Here is a 17676-nt window from a genome sequence, read left to right as displayed (position 1 = left end):
ACATATGTGAGGGTGTATGATTCTTGTATTTAAACAAGGAGGAGAAAGGTTAAATCCAATGAGACCTCTGGATGTATCTGAACACGCTATGAAAATAGATAAAGTGAAAATGAACAATTATTCCAGCAGCTCTTCAAATTAAAAATACAATAAAAAAATGGTCAGCAGCTAAAAGCCCTGACCATTTTCCAACTAACCTTCTATACTTGCTTGAGGTTTCGCCTCTCCACCAGCACTTGGTTTTAAGGCAGTGGCCAGTATCACAAGCATGCTCCCCAATCCAATCCACACAAGCGTCGACACAGATGAACTCCACGTCAACCCTTTTCCGAAGAAGAACAATTCACGTAAACCTTCTACCATGAATCGCATTGGGAGCCATGAATAAAACCAATCGCGATAAAACGACGACATCATTTCAGGAGCCATGGCAAGCAGTGGTGCTCCGAAGAATAGCATTAAGACAAAGAGGGGCATGCCCTTAAGTCCGATCAGTGAAAGAATGCTTGAGATCATGAGATAAAAGCTGAATGACGTGAGACTCAGGAACAAGGCGGTATCGGTCATATCCGGGATAGTGAATCCGATCAGCCCTTCAGCCATCCAGGTTAAACCAAATCCGACGACAAGGGCGACTACCGCACCGATCAGGATTTGGAGGAACTTTGCTGCAAGCTTTTCTTTTCGATTGGAGGCGGATACTTTGGTGACAGCGAGATAGATGATTGCTGCACTTGCCATGCTTGCCATCCAGAGAGGCTGGAATAGTGACACAGGCGCGTTTCCATTTGCGCTATTCGTCCCGATTTCATTCACGTTGGTCACGTTTTTCGTAATCGGATTAACCAGGCTTGAGACTTGTTTTGGCGTCAGGGTGACACCTTGCTTCTCAAATCCATCAAGGAGCTGCCCGCGAACATTGTTGTTCATATTGTCGACGACTCCATTCACCATTTGTCCGGCAGCAGTGGCAGCCATTGTATTCATCCCTTGGTTAATGTAAATCTTCACTTCAGGGGAAGTTGGATCCGGTGTACGCAAAGAAGCCTGCTTCGCACTGAAATCCCCCGGAATGACGAGTGCTGCGTAATACTCTTGGTTATCTAATCCTTTTTGTACAGCTTCTGTACTTTTTACTTCAATCCATTTCACGGCAGGGTCTTCATCCGTATTTGATTTTGACATCGTTTGGATCTTTTCAAGCAGTGTTTCGCCCATATTCATCTTTGGTTGATCTGGCATCTGCACACCCTGATCTTCATTTACAATCGCAATCGGCAAATTCTTCGGTTGGGGCTGAACCGATGGGAACAGGGTCAGGGAGAAAATAAAGATAATGGCCAATGCAATGAGAGGTGAGGCCAGCACCAGTTTGTTTTTGAAGATCTTCATATGTTTGAACCTCCGTTTAAGAAAAATATAAAAGGAGTGAGTAATCACTCACGATTAATATTACTTCCTTTTTAGGGAAAGTCAATAAAAAAGTGAGTGATCACTTTTTTAATTATGGGTCAGTCTCTCTTCCAAGTCCACCCATCAATCGCCACACAATTAACATAAATCCCCTAAACAACTACCCGGACCTTCCTGTTATAGTTATAGTACAATGAAGGTTAAAATAAAGTAGATAATGAATGTCTATTAATCTAGCGATGGTAGGGGAAATCAATCATGACACTGAAAAAGATAAAGAGCATCCTGTTTATGCTGCTTGGCTCGATATCCCTGGTGTTCGGGATTGCCGGCACTGTGCTTCCGGTTCTGCCGGGTGGCCCGTTTTACTTATTTGCCGCGTTTTGCTTTGCAAAAAGCTCCAAGCGGATCGATCGTTGGTTTAAGAGCACAGTCATATATGATAAATATGTTCTCGCCCTCCTTCAAAAGAAGGGGATGACCCGGAAAGAGAAGATCAGGATCAACGTAACGGCTGATTTCTTTATTCTGCTTTCAGTAGTATTCGTGGATATCCTGTTTGTCCGGATCATCTTAATCGGTCTCGCTTTATATAAGCATTATTATTTTATAAAAAAAATCGAAACGATCTATCCGGAGTCGTATCAGGTGGAGAAGAGCCAGTAATCTATGGGGATTACTGGCTTGGAATGAGCCAAGGAGTTACGAAAGACAATGCTGAAAAGATATCAATTAAAAAGCGATTTCAGAGGGTTCAAAAAAGGGTCCCACTTCTATTTGATTGCTGAATCGGAGTATATTGGCATCAAGGAATTTGTTTTACGAACGACAGATTTATCCACGAGAATGATTATCTCTGAAAGGGAAATGGAGAAATATTTTTTTCCTTTGAAATGATGCAGCCAAAAGACCCGTCGATGCGACGAGTCTTTTTTTTATTACAAGATAAAGAACATTCGACAACGTGGCATGATTATGAACGAACGTGGCATGATTAATGGGATCCCGGCACGATTTTTCTAAAGGCGGCTTGATTACTTTAAATCCTGCATGATTGTCCTCGAAACCGGAATGATTAGTTAGCGAAGGTCATCCTCACTCCACCATTCAACTCCAAAACCTGCCTGCGCACCAATGAAATATCGATTTCCCAGCTAAAACGGACAATCTTATTTTAGGTTTTTTCATCGGGAAATTTCGATAAGATTTAGGGGAAATGCAAAGGAACAACACCTGTGCCACTTAAATGGAGCCAAGGAACCTGTCCCCTTGGTGCATCTCTGAATAGGTGTTGCCCTACACCATAATATTTGAAATAATTGACATTAACCGAACATAAAGAGTAATGAGGGGGAAACAACATGATGTATTTTTCTGTTTTTGTCGGAATTCTAGTCCTTTACTTTGGCATTAGAATTTGGATTGGTTCCAGGAAGATGGAGTTTTACGGAGATAGCATAAAGAATACGTCCCGAAATCCCAGGGATGAAGCATACGAAAAGTCCGCCCGACATTCCCAGCAAGCCATGAATCAGAATCACCATTCAGGTGGCGGACCCAATGTTTAGAGGGGAATCTCATTTTAGAAAAATAATAATGACTGTTGTAAGCTTGATCACAGTCCTTTCATTGTTAGGATGTGCGGATGACGGAACGGGAATCATTGAAAGTGAGAAAGCTGAAGCCATTGCCATGGAACAATTTGAAAAAGATGTAGTGGAACATAATGAAACAAGCTTTGAAAAAATCAGTATGGATGACGTGGAACTCATGTCTAAAGAAACCCATTTCAGTAGTGATTTAAAGGCTTGGGAAATAACGTTTAATTATAAGGATGGGCTTAACAGAGAAGGGTCAGCATCCTATTCAATTGCTAATTATAGTGTAGGCCCAGGGGGAGAAATCATTCAAAAGTCAACTTCATTTAAATGAAAGACGCAAGGACCACGTATCTTTTGAGTGGTTCTTGCGTCATTTTTTATTATACAACCTGACCAACCACGTTAAAAAAGATACCTTGGCAAGGGGACTGACCATTTTTCTAGGAGAGGCGGGCAGTATAAAGAAAATTCGACACGGCGGCTCAATTATGAGCGAAAGTGGCTTAATTATTTAGAATCTGACTTAATTAATCCGAAAGTGGCTCGATTATTTGAAATCCGGCCTGATTAATTCAGAAACCGGCTTAATTAATCCAAACCGGCAAAGTAAAAAATGAGCAGGGGTTCTTACCCCCGCTCATTTTTTATAACCCCAATCTAAAAATGACTTATGGATCAAAAAAGATTCTTTTTTGCTGGTAAATGAGGAGAGAGGTCATTGATAACCTTTTTTCTATAGGTAAGAAGAGTGGAATAAAAACCCCAATTGTTCCAAGTGTTGAACCATTATAGAATTCAACTAACATCATTAGATTGCGTACGATCACTTCTTGCTCATCTTCTACCATTCTACCTTTTACATCATCGCGAAAACCTACTGCTTTTTAATCTATCGACATCATACATACCTTCACCGAGACTAAGAAACCAGTATTTTCTTATTTTAAATGGGATGAAAAGGAAATCCAGGTAGAATCAGTTAACCTGAAGATCGAGATACCCCTGAAGTGGTGCGCTCAGACATAAAACAAAGTCAATCTAATCGAGAAAGGAAGGATGGAATTGAAACCATTCAATGCAGTAACAACAAGCTTCTTGGCAACCAGTTTACTAGTATCGGGGATTTCACCAGCGTTTGCAGAAGGAAGCTCAACGACAGAGGACAAGCTGGAACAGTATTTGCAACACGCCACCCAGGAGGATCGCGAACGTATTCATGAGGGGCAGAATCAAGCCGGGGAGAAATTCGTTTCTCCGGAGATTAATGTTCATTCAGATGAAGAGATTGCGGTCATTGTTCAGTTTTCACAAGATCCTGCAGAGGTGGAAGTGAAGAAGAAGGAGCTGAAGGGAGAAAAGGTTTCTCTTCAGGCTGCCAAAGAAAAGGTGCATAAAGTCCATCATCAATTTAAAGAAAAGGTAACGAAAAAACAGGCAAAAGCCAAAGGGAAGTCTACCATTCAAATCGGGACGGAATACCGTCAGGCCTTTAACGGGGTCGCGATGAAACTGCCGGCGAGTGAAGTGAAGGAGCTACTAACATACGATGAAGTCAAAGCGGTTTATGTAGATGCGGAGATAAAGGTTGATCCCGTTCCTTTTAGCGGGGAAATCACGGATTCTTCACCTGCGATGGATAGCCTATCTCAGATCTCTGCCCCGGCAGCCCACGCTGAAGGCTATACCGGTAAAGGAATTAAAGTCGGGGTACTGGACACGGGAATCGATTACCATCACCCGGATTTAAAAGAAGCCTACAAAGGTGGATATGATTTAATCAACAATGATGATGACCCAATGGAAACGACGTATGAAGAGTGGCTGGATTCCGGCCTATTGGAGTACCATCCACTGGGGGGGACCCCTTATTACACCTCTCATGGCACCCACGTAGCCGGCACGATTGCCGGTCGTACTGGGAATCAGGATGGGAATGGGGTCAAAGGAGTGGCCCCCGATGCAGATATTTATGCGTATAAGGTATTAGGTCCTTACGGCAGTGGGGCGATGTCAATAGTCATGGCAGGAATCGAGAAGGCCGTGGAAGATGGGATGGATGTCATCAATCTATCACTTGGCGGTTCCTCCATCAGTCCTTTGGATCCTACTTCAATAGCCATCGACAATGCCATGCTGTCAGGGACAGTCGCCATTGTGGCAGCAGGGAACACCGGGGATGACCAGTATACGTTGGGCGCACCTGGGACAGCGAGTCTCGGAATTACTGTAGGGGCAAGTGATTATTCTGTTACGACTTCCCAAGCGGAGGGAACTCTTGTAAATGGATCAGAAAGCATGGATCTTACCAATATTCGTTTACTTGGGAAAGATTTTGGTTCCCTGGATGGACTCCTGGGCACAGAAGCCTCCATCACATACGTAGGGGTAGGACGGGATGCTGATTACGAAGGAAAAGATGTAGAAGGAAAAGTGGTCTTAATCTCCAGGGGATCCAACGGTGTGAATGAAAAGATTTATATTGCCAAACAACATGGGGCGAAGGCAGCGCTTATTTTCAATACCAATCCGGATGAAGGGCATATCCCATATTATTTTGGGGAAGAAGTGGCATTCATTCCTGGATTTTCTTTAACGTATGAAGATGGACAAGCCTTACTAGGATCTTTAAAAGAAGACACTAGATTCTCGTTCAGCCATTTCGAAGAGGTTCAGTCTGAAGGTGACCACCTGGCCGGTTTCAGTTCTCGCGGTCCGTCAAGAATGACCCATGACATCAAGCCGGAAATCGTTGCGCCGGGTGTCGGTGTTTATTCCTCCGTCCCAAGCTATATGCAGGGAAGCGAGTATATTGGCAATTATGATGTTGCCTACAAACGGGCTTCAGGAACGTCGATGGCAGCGCCACACGTAGCGGGTGCAGCAGCTTTACTTCTTCAGGGAAATCCGGACTTAAAGCCGGAAGATGTAAAAACGGCCCTGATGAATACAGCGGATGAAGTGAAGGGGGATACGAGTGTGTTTGAACGGGGTGCCGGGCGGATTGATGTCTATGAAGCCATGCATGCTGATGTGGAAATCGAAGTGGAGCATGAGATCCTGACGGCATCTCCGGATTCAGAGGAAGCCCATGAAGATGAAACGCACGATCATACAAGTCATTTGGTGGATCAGATTGTCGAGCACAGCGGTGACCTGAGTTTTGGGGGGATAAGTCAAACAGGGGAAAATCTATCTGAACGTCTATCCGTAACCCTTCATAATAACAGTGATGAGCAGAAAAAGTTTGCCATCTCGTTTGAAGAAAATCAGATCGATGGTAACCAAAGCATGAAAGAAAATGGAGTCAGCCTGTCGTTTCCTAAAGCTGTAAATGTGAAAGCTGGAAAAGACAAGGATCAGAATGTGTTCTTGAACATTCCGAAAACGGCTAATCCGGGATTTTATGAAGGGATGGTGACGTTCACGAATCGAGAGAAGCCGGATGAGGTGTACCAGCTGCCGGTAGGGTTCCGTCTGTTGGATACAGGAATCAAAGAAGTGACGGCCCATTTTACTTCTTTCACGACTCGACGCGATTTCAATCATGGTTACATGGGGTACTCACCGATTACCTTCTCCCTGAACAACGGAATGGAAAAGGTGGATATTGTCCTGAAAAATGCGGATACAGGAGAAGGTCTTGGGGTGATCGATTCGTTCCCGTTTTATTTACCTGAAGACTATCTTTATGGAATTGAATTTGGATTCGTCGGCCTGTACTATCCGTTCACAGGAAATGCGGATAACCCGGTAGCCCATTCAAAAACATTGGCTCCTCCAGGAAATTATGAGGTTGAAATCGTCGGGACGGATTCAAATGGTAAGACATATCGAAAATCCGACAATCTGTTTATTGAAAACACACTGCCGAAAGTGTATACCGAACAAAAGGGCGGGGTGTACGAAGTAACGGAAGAAGGCCTTGTGTTAAAAGGGAACATCTATAATGACCATATCGATAAAATGAAAGAATACGGTGAAACCTTTGATCAATCAACGAATACAGTCAATGTAATGTCTTCGAGTCCGTACAGCATGACACCCGTAAATGTAGATGGTGAAGGAAACTTTGAAGCTGAATTCCAACTGCCTGAAGGAAAAGAGACAGGTAAATTCACCCTGCACTACTATGACCAGGCCGTTAATGGGATGCAGGATCATCCGGATCATACGTATAACCTGATTAAGGAAGGGACGGCATATGCTAAATTGACGTCTGCCAAAAGTGATGCGAAATACGGGGAATCCATGACCTTGCACCTTTCCTCTCATCACACTTCCATTCATGGGGGCACGTTTGATCTCCGTTATGATAACACGGTCTACGAAGGGTTAGACGTAACCATCAGTGAGGAGCTTCGAGCATTCTCAGATGAGCAGGGAGTAGAGATTGTAACAGAAGCAAAAGATTCCGTTGTGTCGGGAACGAGAACGACCCTCCCAGTGACTTTGACGGTAAACGGAGAACTGAATGAAGAAATACCAAACGGGATGAACCTGCTGGACATTCATGTGAACGTCAAACAAAAACAGGATTCATATAAAAAATGGATCTACCCGATTGAATTAACAAAATCCGAAGTTACCTCTTCAACTGGCGAAACCAGCGTCATTCAATCGTTTGGCAAGGGAATCAATATCCTGCCGACCCATTCTCAACTTGAAGGAGGATTTTTACCGGATGGGTTCACAAATGGAATATGGTTCCGACCTGGCTTAGATATGTCTGCGGTTGGGGCCAAGGTAAGCTTAACCGATCAATCGGGTAATGAGCGTGTCGGCACCATCAATCGAGGGGCGCGATACACGTTTAAAGATCTCCCGGTTTCGGATGAGGAATATGATATCAAGATTACTATTCCTGGGCACTTTACACGTCATGCAACCGTCAGCCACTTGGGAGACGATTTCAACGGTGAGCCGACTGGAAGAATGACCTACATCTTCTACGCGGAAATCCAAGCGGGGGATATCACCCAAGATGATGTCATCGATGTGATGGACGCCATCGAAATCCAGGAGCATTATGGAACCGATCACCGCGCGGCAGATATCAATTACGATGGCACGGTAGATAAAACAGACTTGCAATATATCATCGACAACTACCTGGTGGAGAATCCGGATGCTGCAAATCCTCCTGCAGCCAAGACAGAATATAACGGAAAAACATTAGATGATATCGTGTCAGAATTGAATTGAGATACGCTAAACGTTTCTCACATTAGCTTTCAAGAATGAAAAAGAGGCTGTCGATAAAAGATTGACAGCCTCCTTTTTCATTTTCAATCACCAAAATAGGACCGGTCCCGCTTCTTAGGCAATCATCCTGCCGGACCTATTGTATTAAGTATCATCTAACGAATATTAAGTTTAGTTAAATTTACATTAATTAATAATGAATTTATACTAGTTGTGGTCTGAAAAAAGCATTCATGCTTTTCCATTTATATACGGATTCCTTTCATTGACAAATTATTAGTTTAGTTATAAACTGATTTCAAGAGGGAATGATAATAGAATCTGGTCAATAAGATTTTAGGTGCTCATAAAAAAAGAACGGCTTGATCGCTTGAATCAATGCCGTTCTAGTTTTCTTCACTGGACTCCATATGCTTTTGGACTTTTTTCAAAAGATCGATCAGCTGCATCTGCTCCGTTGGATCGAGCCCATAGAACTGGGAAGCCTGGAAGTCCTCTTGATCTGGGACAACTTCATCGTAGAGTTGCTGCCCCTTCTCGGTCAAAGAGATGGTTTTCGTTTTCCAGTCCTGTTGGCGCTGGACCCATCCGAGTTTCTCCATTTTTCCAATGAGCTGCGTGATGTTCCCTTTGGTGACAAATAGTTTCTCGCCGAGTTCTTTCTGGGTGATTTCCTTGTGGATGCCCACTTGAATCAAGATATCAAATTGTGCGCTTGTAAGGCCCCACTCTTTCAGATGCTCGTTATTCCGGCGGATGCTATGGTTGTAGACCCGGGAAAGGCGGAACCAAATCATCAACCCCAGCCGCTTATTTTTTATAGAGTTATCGCGTTCGTTGCCCATCGTAAGATTCTCCTATAACTGTTTGTCTATCTAGTTTAGAAACAAAGGACGCCGATTGTCAAATCATACAAGTATTCAACACTTAAGGAGGTTATGTTCATGCAATTGAAAGGAATCCATCACGTATCATCCTTGACGGCGAATGCCAAGCAAAACCTGGATTTCTACACCAGGGTTCTTGGGCTTAGATTAGTGAAGAAAACCGTCAATCAGGATAATACCTCATATTATCATTTGTTTTACGGTGACGAGAAAGGAAATCCCGGAACGGAACTGAGCTTCTTCGAAATTCCGAATATGGCGAAGAAGCATCCTGGTACAAACAGTATTTCCGGCATGTCGTTACGGGTGAAAACAGACGATGCCTTGAAGTATTGGCAGAGTCGCTTTGAGGAATTCGGTGTTGGGCATGACCCGATCACCGAGCGTTTTGGACATGCCGTCCTGCCTTTCTGGGATTCAGAAGGACATGAGATGACCTTGGTCTCTGATCAGAAAGATAAAGGGGTGGAGGCCGGGAAAGCATGGACGGGTAGCGGCATCCCCGAAGAATATGGGATCACAGGGCTTGGTCCCGTGAGGCTTACGGTCCGATACTTAGAGCCGACCATTCAGGTGCTGACGGAGCTCATGGGGTACAGACGATCAGGAGAGTATAGAACCGGTGACGATCACCCCCGCCTTGTCCACGTCTTTGAAACGGGCGAAGGAGGCAATGGCTCTGAACTCCATGTGGAACAACGGAAGGACCTCCCCGACGAAAGACAGGGTCGGGGCAGCGTTCATCATGTGGCCTTCCGGGTCGAAACGGAGGACGAACTGCGGGAATGGGTTCGACATCTGGAAGCGGATGGATTTAAGACATCGGGATTCGTCGACCGTTATTATTTCCGGTCCCTTTATGTCACAGAGCCGAACGGGATACTGTTTGAGCTTGCCACCGATGGGCCGGGCTTTGATCTGGATGAAGCCATTGATGAGCTGGGGGGACGCTTATCCCTGCCGACGTTCCTTGAAGATCGACGACAAGAAATCGAATCCAACTTAAACCCTCTACCTTCCCCCTTTAAAGGAAAGGAGTGATAGACATGAAACATTTTAAACATTTTTTTCATGCTAGTGAAGAGTCCAAACAGGTATTTATCCTTTTACACGGAACGGGAGGTCGGGAAACCGATTTATTACCCATCGCCGGTCAAGTGGATCCGTCTCTTTCGGTTCTAGGAGTGAGGGGAGATGTGATGGAAAATGGGAGGTTCCGTTATTTCGCCCTTACGAAAGACGGTGGAATGGACGAAGGGTCCCTCCTTGAGAAAACAGGGGATGTTCTCCGTTTCATCGAAGAAGCCACCAAAACGTATCAAATAGATCAGCAATCCTTCCACCTCATCGGATATTCGAACGGCGCCAATATGGCGATCAGCCTGCTGCTTCATCGGCCAGATCTGTTCCGGAGTGCGATGCTGTTCCATCCGAGTCACCCCTTACAATCATTTGAAGAAAGTGATTTGGAGGGTCTGGACATCTTTATGACAGCTGGGGCAGTGGATCAGATTACCCTGCCGGGAGAGGCGTTCCAGTTAAAGGCTCATCTCAGTCGTTTAGGTGCGGACGTTTCCATGTATGTAACCGATCATGGACACGAGCTAATGAAATCGGAGTTCAGAGAAGCGTCCAAGTGGTGGAAAGAAATAAACATAGATGATAGGGAGAGAGAATCATGAAACAAAGTGTAAAGATTGCCGCCATGTGCGGAAGCCTAAGAAAGGATTCTTTCAACAAGAAGCTCCTGCAGGCGATTGTAGAGGAAGCAAGAGATCAATGGGAGATGTCTTATGTTGAGATCGGCACACTGCCTTTATTCAACGAAGACCTGGAAAAAGAAGGGGATCCTGAAGAGGTCATCCGGTTCAGGGACAAGCTGAAAGAAGCGGACGGCGTATTGATTATCACACCTGAATACAATTCCGGGATCCCAGGCGGCTTGAAGAATGCATTGGACTGGGCTTCCCGTCCACCACGAAAGGCTGTACTGAATGGACTGCCGGCAGCTGTAGCGGGGGCTACACCCGGCAGCGGCGGGACAGGATTATCCCAGATGCAGCTCCGACAGATCCTGGTGGCCATGAATGTGAATGTGATGAGTGCTCCTAAAGTATTGGTGGGAGAGGTCCACAAGAAAATCAATCAGGAAACGCTGAAGCTTGAAGATGAGAGAACACTTACCCATCTGCAAGGTTTCATTCATGGATTCACCGAATTTGTGGAATTGTATAAAGGGAAGGGATACTAGGTGCCACATAAAAAGGTCAATTGGATTGAACTATTTAATGACTTGATTTTCGTTGCGGCGATTGCCACGGTGACCCACACCCTGGTTCATGTAGAAGATGGACATATCCACCCCGACTACTTTTTGAAATTTGCCCTTATCTTTATTCCTATCTGGTGGGCATGGGTGGGACAAACCCTTTACATTAACCGTTACGGGGAAGATTCAGTCAAAGACCGGTTGTGGATGATCTTCCAGATGATGTTCGTCATTTTGATGACAGCCAGTCTATCGGTTGATTTTGATGCTTATTTTCTCCCCTTTTTAATCGGGTATCTTGGAATTCGCTTCATTGCGGCTATTCAGTATCTAATGATAGCTCGTGTGGAAACGGGGCCGCGGAAAATCGTGGCCCAGTATCTTGGATATGGGTTCCTCATCGGAGGATTGATCTCCCTCGGGTCGGTTCTATTTGATTCGTGGTTCAGATACTTTGTTCTGTATATGGGAATCGCAATTGATATTCTCATACCTTTAATCGGGCGCAAGCATTTGAAGAAGGTCCCGATCAATACGCCCCATTTGCTGGAACGATTCGGGTTACTCACGATCATCCTGTTTGGAGAATTCATTGTCAGCATAGTGGCTATCGTCAACGGAGTGGATCATTTAGGAAAAGGACTTCTTGTATTATTCATTTCCTTTACCCTCGTCATGGCCATGTGGTGGCAGTATTTCGAAAATGTGGAGAAGAAGATCGATAAAGAAAGCGAAACATCGGGACAAGTGATCATCTATGGTCATCTGGTCATCTTTATGGCGATGAGTGTCATCGCTGCCATGATTCAAGTAGGCTTTCTATATTCCCTGCACAAAGGGTTGTTTGTCTCATTGGCATTTGGCGCCACGTTCCTATACTTTATCGGAACGACGACGGTCTTTCATAAGTACAGGCATCCACACACACGGCTTGGAATGAAGCATTTCTTCATATTATTGGGCCTCATAGCGTCTTTCTGGGCAGTGAGCTTCCTGCTGCCTGTTCAGGAAACAGTGGTCTTTATCGAGCTTGCCTGCTTCTTCATCCTGTATGCTTTCATGACCGTGAAATAAAAAAATGTGAGAAGGAGAATCAGCTATGAATGAATTAAAAGGAATCCATCACGTAACCGCCATCACGAGCAGTGCGGAGAAAATTTATGACTTTTTCACCTATGTGCTCGGAATGCGCTTGGTGAAAAAAACGGTGAATCAAGATGACATCCAGACATACCATCTATTCTTTGCCGATGATAAGGGAAGTGCGGGAACGGATATTACGTTCTTCGATTTCCGCAACACCCCGAAAGGAACCCATGGGACCAATGAGATTTCGAAGGTCTCCCTCCGTGTCCCAAGTAACGAAGCACTGGATTACTGGGTGAAGAGATTCGATCGCCTGAACGTTCAACATTCAGGTATCAGTGTGCAATTCAACAAGAAAACCCTCTCATTCACAGACTTCGATGATCAGCAGTATCAGCTGATATCAGACGAAGGAAACGAAGGGGTTCCATCCGGCACTCCGTGGCAGGATGGACCGATTCCTTTGGAGTTCGCCATTACAGGTCTCGGACCAGTCTTCATTCGGATCAGAGAGTTTGATTTCTTTAAAGGGATGCTTGAAGAGGTTCTCTTGTTCAGGGAGATCGGAAGCGAGGGGGCGTTCCATTTATTCGAGGTGGGCGAAGGTGGTAATGGTGCACAGGTCATTGTCGAACACGATACGTCCATGCCTCAGTCCCAGCAAGGGTATGGAGCCGTTCACCACGTTGCCTTCCGCGTAGAGGACCGGGAAGAGCTGAATCAGTGGATCGACCGGATCGAGGGTATGGGTTTCCGGACATCAGGGTATGTAGATCGCTTCTTCTTCGAATCCCTATATGTTCGGGTCTCTCCTTATATCCTGTTTGAATTCGCGACGGATGGACCAGGATTCATGGGAGATGAACCTTATGAAACGTTGGGAGAAAAGCTGTCCCTTCCGCCTTTCTTGGAATCAAAAAGAGACGATATCGAGAGGCTTGTCCGCCCGATCGATACGATGAGAAGCAATAAGGAATTCAAGGAAGAGTTGGAGTAGTCCGCTTTAAATAGCAAACAGCTGCGGGGAGGCTTGCAGCTGTTTGTTTTTTATCTGTTAATCAGTCCTCTGACCTTGTGATGGAAATCCCTTGCCTCCATGGAAAGCGGCTGTTTGCCGGGATACATGACCCAGAAATCATACCCTGTGACATCTTTCTTCCTTAAGGGGATGATGGCGAGGTTTCCGTTTAAGACATCCGGATGATTCTTAAAGGTAAAGTCATAGATGATGCAGATTGCTTGTCCATCCAGAACGGCGGCCTTCAATACCTCGGTATTGTTCGAGGTGAAGAGAGTGGGGCTATTCCGGACATATTGTTCATTAAGGGACTTCGCACGCTTGGAATTATAGATCACCATCTTTTCATTCAGTATGTCTTCTTCACTCAGGAAGTCCTTATGGTAGAGGTGAGAGTGCTTACTCACACATGCGCATGCCTTTCCGGTATACAATCGTTCATAACGAATGGGATCATGGATGGTTTGTTTCTGTAATTCCTCCTTCGTGAAAGGGGAGAAGGCGAGATCGATTTCCTTGCAGGAAAATGCCTTCCATATTTCGTCTTGATCCATTTCAATGATTTCGATGTTCACATGGGGGTGCTCCTGGTTGAAAAATACAAAGGCATCATACACTACATAAGTCAATGAAGGACCGCATCCGATTTTCAAAGAGGTCGATGGTTGCTTCTCAGATAGTTCACTTTGAAGTTCATCGAGTTTCGTGAGGATATCGATCCCAGTATGGATAATCTTCTTTCCTTCTAGCGTTGGAACCGTCCCCTGCCTTGATCGGTTGAAAATCGTCACCCCCAGCTCCCGCTCAAGTTGAGTGATGGACTGGCTGACAGCAGACGGGGATAAGTGCAATTTCCTGGCAGCCTTCGTGATCGAACGTTCTTTCGTGACCTCCAGGAGGTATTTGATTTGGTCCATATTCATACGACTTATCGCTCCATCCTATTAAGTTTTTCTTTATTATACATTAAAAATGATTACATTTACTTAACCAAATAAATGGTTATATACTACTAGTATAGTAAGAAGGCAGAAATGACAGCAGCCTGCGATTCCCTTAATTTCATTCTCTCATCTATAGGATGGATTTCCAATGATATATGATACACCCTAAATAGAGGAGGCACTGGGGAAGAGCACGTAAAGTCTGAGCCTTGGAAGCTGGAGGAACCAAATGACCATGCAACAACCTTCCATCTATCAGCGCATAGATGAAATGAAAGAGAAGTTGAATGAATCCGTCATTCAAAACGGTTTAAATAGCCACATTACCGTTCACATCAGTCAAGAACTTGATGCCTTACTAAACTTGGCGGAAAGGATAAGGGTTGCCAGAGGGACAGGTCCCTCGGTCCCATTTCCAAAACGTTGAGGAGATGAGTCACCACCTTTAGACGATAATTTGGATGCAGCCTTTTAAAGTGATGCATCCTTTTTTTTCGCTTTCACGAACTGGCAGGAAGAGGGAACCTTAATCCACAGCCCTATTGAACAATCCAGGACCCCTGTTTTCCATAAATTTCAGCCATTATATGTTGCAGAATGGTTGACGTATATATCGGTTTAGTTATAAACTGATAATAGAACGAGAGCCATTCTTAAGGTGTACCTCCAGAATGGTTCTCGTTCCATAAAAATACATTGATAAATAGGAGGAGTTCCTTATGACTGATTTATACTCAAGAATCAACAAAGACGATGCCGCAGTACTGTTAGTAGATCATCAAACTGGTCTGATCTCAAGCCTTGTGCGTGATTACGGTGTTGATACGTTTAAAAATAACGTAGTGGCACTTGCTGATACGGCCAAGTTTTTTGATTTACCTGTCATCTTAACAACTAGCTTTGAAAATGGACCGAATGGACCATTAATGCAAGAATTAACGGAGCTTCACCCTGACGCCCCTATCATTGCCAGACCTGGACAAATCAACGCGTGGGACAACGAAGATTTCGTTAAAGCGATTGAAGCAACTGGTAAAAAACAACTAATCATCGCAGGGGTTGTGACAGATGTTTGTGTTGCGTTTCCAGCATTATCTGCTATAAATGCAGGATATGAAGTATTTGTGGTAGCCGATGCTTCCGGAACGACCAGCAAACAAGTTGCCGACGCTGCTCTTGCCAGAATGGCTCATGGAGGAGTACAACTAATGAACTGGTTTAGTGTAGCTGCTGAACTGCAACGCGACTGGAGAAATGATGTTGAAGGGTTCGGAAACTTACTTGCCAATCATTTACCAAGTTATCAAAATGTAATCGGAAGCTACCTGTCGGCTCAAAAAGACCTTAGTGAATAGTAAAAATGAAAGAGAGGCTTGGCGATACCCGAAGGGAATCGCCAAGCCTCATTAAAAAAATATGAAAATTCATTTTCAGTAGCCGTTAAAATCAAGAGTTTCAATTTCTATTGTATCACCCTGAAGCTTAAGCTTTGGGCTTTTTTAGTGCATATAACATGGGGAAACAGAAAAAAATAATATTCCCAATCTAATAATCGGAGGAAAGACCATTGAATATTAAAAACGTAACAGTTGCAGGAAGTGGCGTTTTAGGAAGTCAAATTGCATTTCAAACAGCATTTTTTGGCTTTAATGTTTCAGTTTATGACATAAACGATGAAGTACTAGAAAAAGCGAAAGAAAGATTTAAAGCGTTAAAACCGAGATACCAGCAAGATTTAGGAGCGACTCAAGAGGAAGTGGAAGCTGCTTATAATCGTCTTACTCTTTTCAGTGACTTAAGACAGGCGGTGAAAGATGCTGACTTAGTGATTGAAGCTGTGCCTGAAGTAATAAATATCAAAAACGAATTTTATGAAAACTTATCAGCAGTAGCACCCAAAAAAACAATCTTTGCTTCGAATTCGTCTACGATGATTCCCAGTCAACTTGCTCATGTAACGGATCGCCCAGAGAAGTATTTACACCTGCATTTTGCTAATGAAATTTGGCACAGAAATACTGCAGAAATCATGAAACATGAAGGTACAAATGAAGAAGTATTTAATGATGTCGTTGAGTTCTCAAAAGCAATAGGAATGGTTGCGTTGCCGATGCACAAAGAACAACACGGATATATCTTGAATTCGTTGCTTGTTCCTTATATACAAGCTGCTGAGAATTTAGTAGTTAATGGTATTGCTGACCACGAAACAGTTGATAAGACTTGGATGATTGCGACAGGAGCACCAATTGGACCATTTGCCTTTCTCGATGTTATCGGAATTAACACGCCCTATAACTTAGCTCTTGCAAAAGCGCAAGAGGGGGATGTAAATGCTGAAAAAGTTGCGGAATTTCTAAAAAAAGAATTCATTGATAAAGGTAGACTGGGGATTCAAAACGGAAAAGGTTTCTACGATTATCCGAATCCAAAGTTCTTAGAGAAAGATTTTCTTAAATAATAATTCCATCTCGTGTCTGAGGCGTGTACAGCCGGCTTTTGTGATTCGATTGATAAGTCTGAAATACCCTCACGTCGATTCCTGAATGGACAACTAACATCGCTGGATTACTAAAGTGAGAGATCCTCACATAAAAATGTAATAGGAAGCTACCAATCAGCTCAAAAAGACCTTAGTGAAAAGTATAAAATGAAAGTGAGGCTTTGCGATATCAAATGGGAATCGTCAAGCCTCTCCATTAAAATATTTGAGCTTCATTTTCTGTAGCGTTAAATCGAATAGTAGAGTTTCAAATTCTATTAAAATTAACAATCATAAATTAGTCTCTATGATCATTATCATGCAAGTGATTGCATCACTAGTTATTGAAATTTTGTTGTGTCTATTGTTATGTCACTCTTTTTAAGAACGATTCCCCAGACATTGTAGCCTCTTATCCCCGTCTTTAATACAGTTTAAATCCAGACGGAGAATAATGAATACTCACACTCATTCTCATCCACCGAATACAGTCGTTTCACAAAGAAGAACGGCTTTTTTTACCTTCTCCCTCAACTTCAACATAACTAGGACTTTTCCTATTTCCTTAAATAACGTTGAACAAGATCGAATTTGAATGGGTGATAAAAATTAGTCCAAATGGCATAAAAAATAACCCCAATTGAAATACCTTAATGAAGACAATAAGATTTAAGTTGTAATATTCAGATTTTTTAGAAAGGAGATATATACATACTAAAGGAGAACATTGATCTAATGGAAGCTCATCACCGTTAAAAAAGCTGCATTGTGTTT

General features: G+C 43.7%; 16 protein-coding genes. 13 read left to right on the top strand and 3 right to left on the bottom strand.

Annotation, left to right across the window (positions count from 1 at the left end; translation table 11 throughout):
* Window positions 1–192: 192 nt before the first annotated feature.
* Window positions 193–1386, bottom strand: coding sequence for a YhgE/Pip domain-containing protein (locus ACFQWC_RS12960; RefSeq protein ID WP_377108011.1), 1194 nt, complete (start codon window positions 1384–1386; stop codon window positions 193–195).
* 285 nt (window positions 1387–1671) lie between these two features.
* On the opposite strand from ACFQWC_RS12960, the gene ACFQWC_RS12955 reads away from it, so the two are divergent.
* From ACFQWC_RS12955 to ACFQWC_RS12935, 5 genes are all read left to right on the top strand, one after another.
* Complete coding sequence (locus tag ACFQWC_RS12955) at window positions 1672–2079, top strand: YbaN family protein (RefSeq protein WP_262371814.1); 408 nt, start codon at window positions 1672–1674, stop codon at window positions 2077–2079.
* A gap of 48 nt (window positions 2080–2127) precedes the next feature.
* A complete protein-coding gene (locus tag ACFQWC_RS12950) occupies window positions 2128–2310 on the top strand; it encodes a hypothetical protein (protein WP_299742462.1) in 183 nt (60 codons plus the stop codon).
* A gap of 464 nt (window positions 2311–2774) precedes the next feature.
* Window positions 2775–2981, top strand: coding sequence for a hypothetical protein (locus ACFQWC_RS12945; protein WP_377107740.1), 207 nt, complete (start codon window positions 2775–2777; stop codon window positions 2979–2981).
* A complete protein-coding gene (locus ACFQWC_RS12940) occupies window positions 2974–3345 on the top strand; it encodes a hypothetical protein (RefSeq protein WP_377107738.1) in 372 nt (123 codons plus the stop codon). Before ACFQWC_RS12945 ends, ACFQWC_RS12940 begins: the two co-directional genes overlap by 8 nt.
* A 731-nt stretch (window positions 3346–4076) precedes the next feature.
* Window positions 4077–8216, top strand: a complete 4140-nt coding sequence (locus tag ACFQWC_RS12935; protein WP_377107736.1) for a S8 family serine peptidase — start codon at window positions 4077–4079, stop codon at window positions 8214–8216.
* A 386-nt stretch (window positions 8217–8602) separates the two neighbouring features.
* On the opposite strand, the gene ACFQWC_RS12930 is transcribed toward ACFQWC_RS12935, so the two are convergent.
* Window positions 8603–9061 (bottom strand): MarR family winged helix-turn-helix transcriptional regulator, encoded by a 459-nt coding sequence (locus ACFQWC_RS12930; protein WP_377107734.1) that lies wholly within the window; start codon window positions 9059–9061, stop codon window positions 8603–8605.
* A gap of 99 nt (window positions 9062–9160) precedes the next feature.
* Here ACFQWC_RS12930 and ACFQWC_RS12925 point away from each other — a divergent pair, with 99 nt between their 5' ends.
* From ACFQWC_RS12925 to ACFQWC_RS12905, 5 genes are read left to right on the top strand one after another with little or no spacing between them, the layout of a single operon-like run.
* On the top strand, window positions 9161–10144 hold the full coding sequence (locus tag ACFQWC_RS12925; RefSeq protein WP_377107732.1) for a ring-cleaving dioxygenase: 984 nt from the start codon (window positions 9161–9163) through the stop codon (window positions 10142–10144).
* 5 nt (window positions 10145–10149) lie between these two features.
* A complete protein-coding gene (locus ACFQWC_RS12920) occupies window positions 10150–10785 on the top strand; it encodes an alpha/beta hydrolase (RefSeq protein WP_377107730.1) in 636 nt (211 codons plus the stop codon).
* A complete protein-coding gene (locus ACFQWC_RS12915; RefSeq protein WP_377107728.1) occupies window positions 10782–11354 on the top strand; it encodes an NADPH-dependent FMN reductase in 573 nt (190 codons plus the stop codon). Before ACFQWC_RS12920 ends, ACFQWC_RS12915 begins: the two co-directional genes overlap by 4 nt.
* Window positions 11355–12446: a low temperature requirement protein A gene (locus ACFQWC_RS12910; protein ID WP_377107726.1), complete on the top strand. Its 1092-nt coding sequence runs from the start codon at window positions 11355–11357 to the stop codon at window positions 12444–12446.
* 25 nt (window positions 12447–12471) lie between these two features.
* Window positions 12472–13455, top strand: a complete 984-nt coding sequence (locus tag ACFQWC_RS12905) for a ring-cleaving dioxygenase (protein WP_377107724.1) — start codon at window positions 12472–12474, stop codon at window positions 13453–13455.
* A gap of 50 nt (window positions 13456–13505) precedes the next feature.
* Here the strand turns inward: ACFQWC_RS12905 and ACFQWC_RS12900 are convergent, their stop codons facing one another.
* Window positions 13506–14399 (bottom strand): LysR family transcriptional regulator, encoded by an 894-nt coding sequence (locus ACFQWC_RS12900; protein WP_377107722.1) that lies wholly within the window; start codon window positions 14397–14399, stop codon window positions 13506–13508.
* Between the two features lie 250 nt (window positions 14400–14649).
* Between ACFQWC_RS12900 and ACFQWC_RS12895 the strand changes: the two genes are divergently transcribed.
* The 3 genes from ACFQWC_RS12895 (at window position 14650) to ACFQWC_RS12885 (ending at window position 16881) form a co-directional block, all read left to right on the top strand.
* A complete protein-coding gene (locus ACFQWC_RS12895; protein ID WP_377107720.1) occupies window positions 14650–14847 on the top strand; it encodes a Spo0E family sporulation regulatory protein-aspartic acid phosphatase in 198 nt (65 codons plus the stop codon).
* Between the two features lie 292 nt (window positions 14848–15139).
* A complete protein-coding gene (ycaC, locus tag ACFQWC_RS12890) occupies window positions 15140–15775 on the top strand; it encodes an isochorismate family cysteine hydrolase YcaC (protein ID WP_377107718.1) in 636 nt (211 codons plus the stop codon).
* A 212-nt stretch (window positions 15776–15987) separates the two neighbouring features.
* Window positions 15988–16881 (top strand): 3-hydroxyacyl-CoA dehydrogenase, encoded by an 894-nt coding sequence (locus ACFQWC_RS12885; protein ID WP_377107716.1) that lies wholly within the window; start codon window positions 15988–15990, stop codon window positions 16879–16881.
* Window positions 16882–17676: the final 795 nt, after the last annotated feature.

This window comes from Rossellomorea sp. GCM10028870 (assembly GCF_042666755.1).
Taxonomy (GTDB): Bacteria; Bacillota; Bacilli; order Bacillales; family Bacillaceae_B; genus Rossellomorea.
Note: the sequence above shows the minus strand (reverse complement) of the source record. Positions and strands in the feature narration are given on the sequence as shown.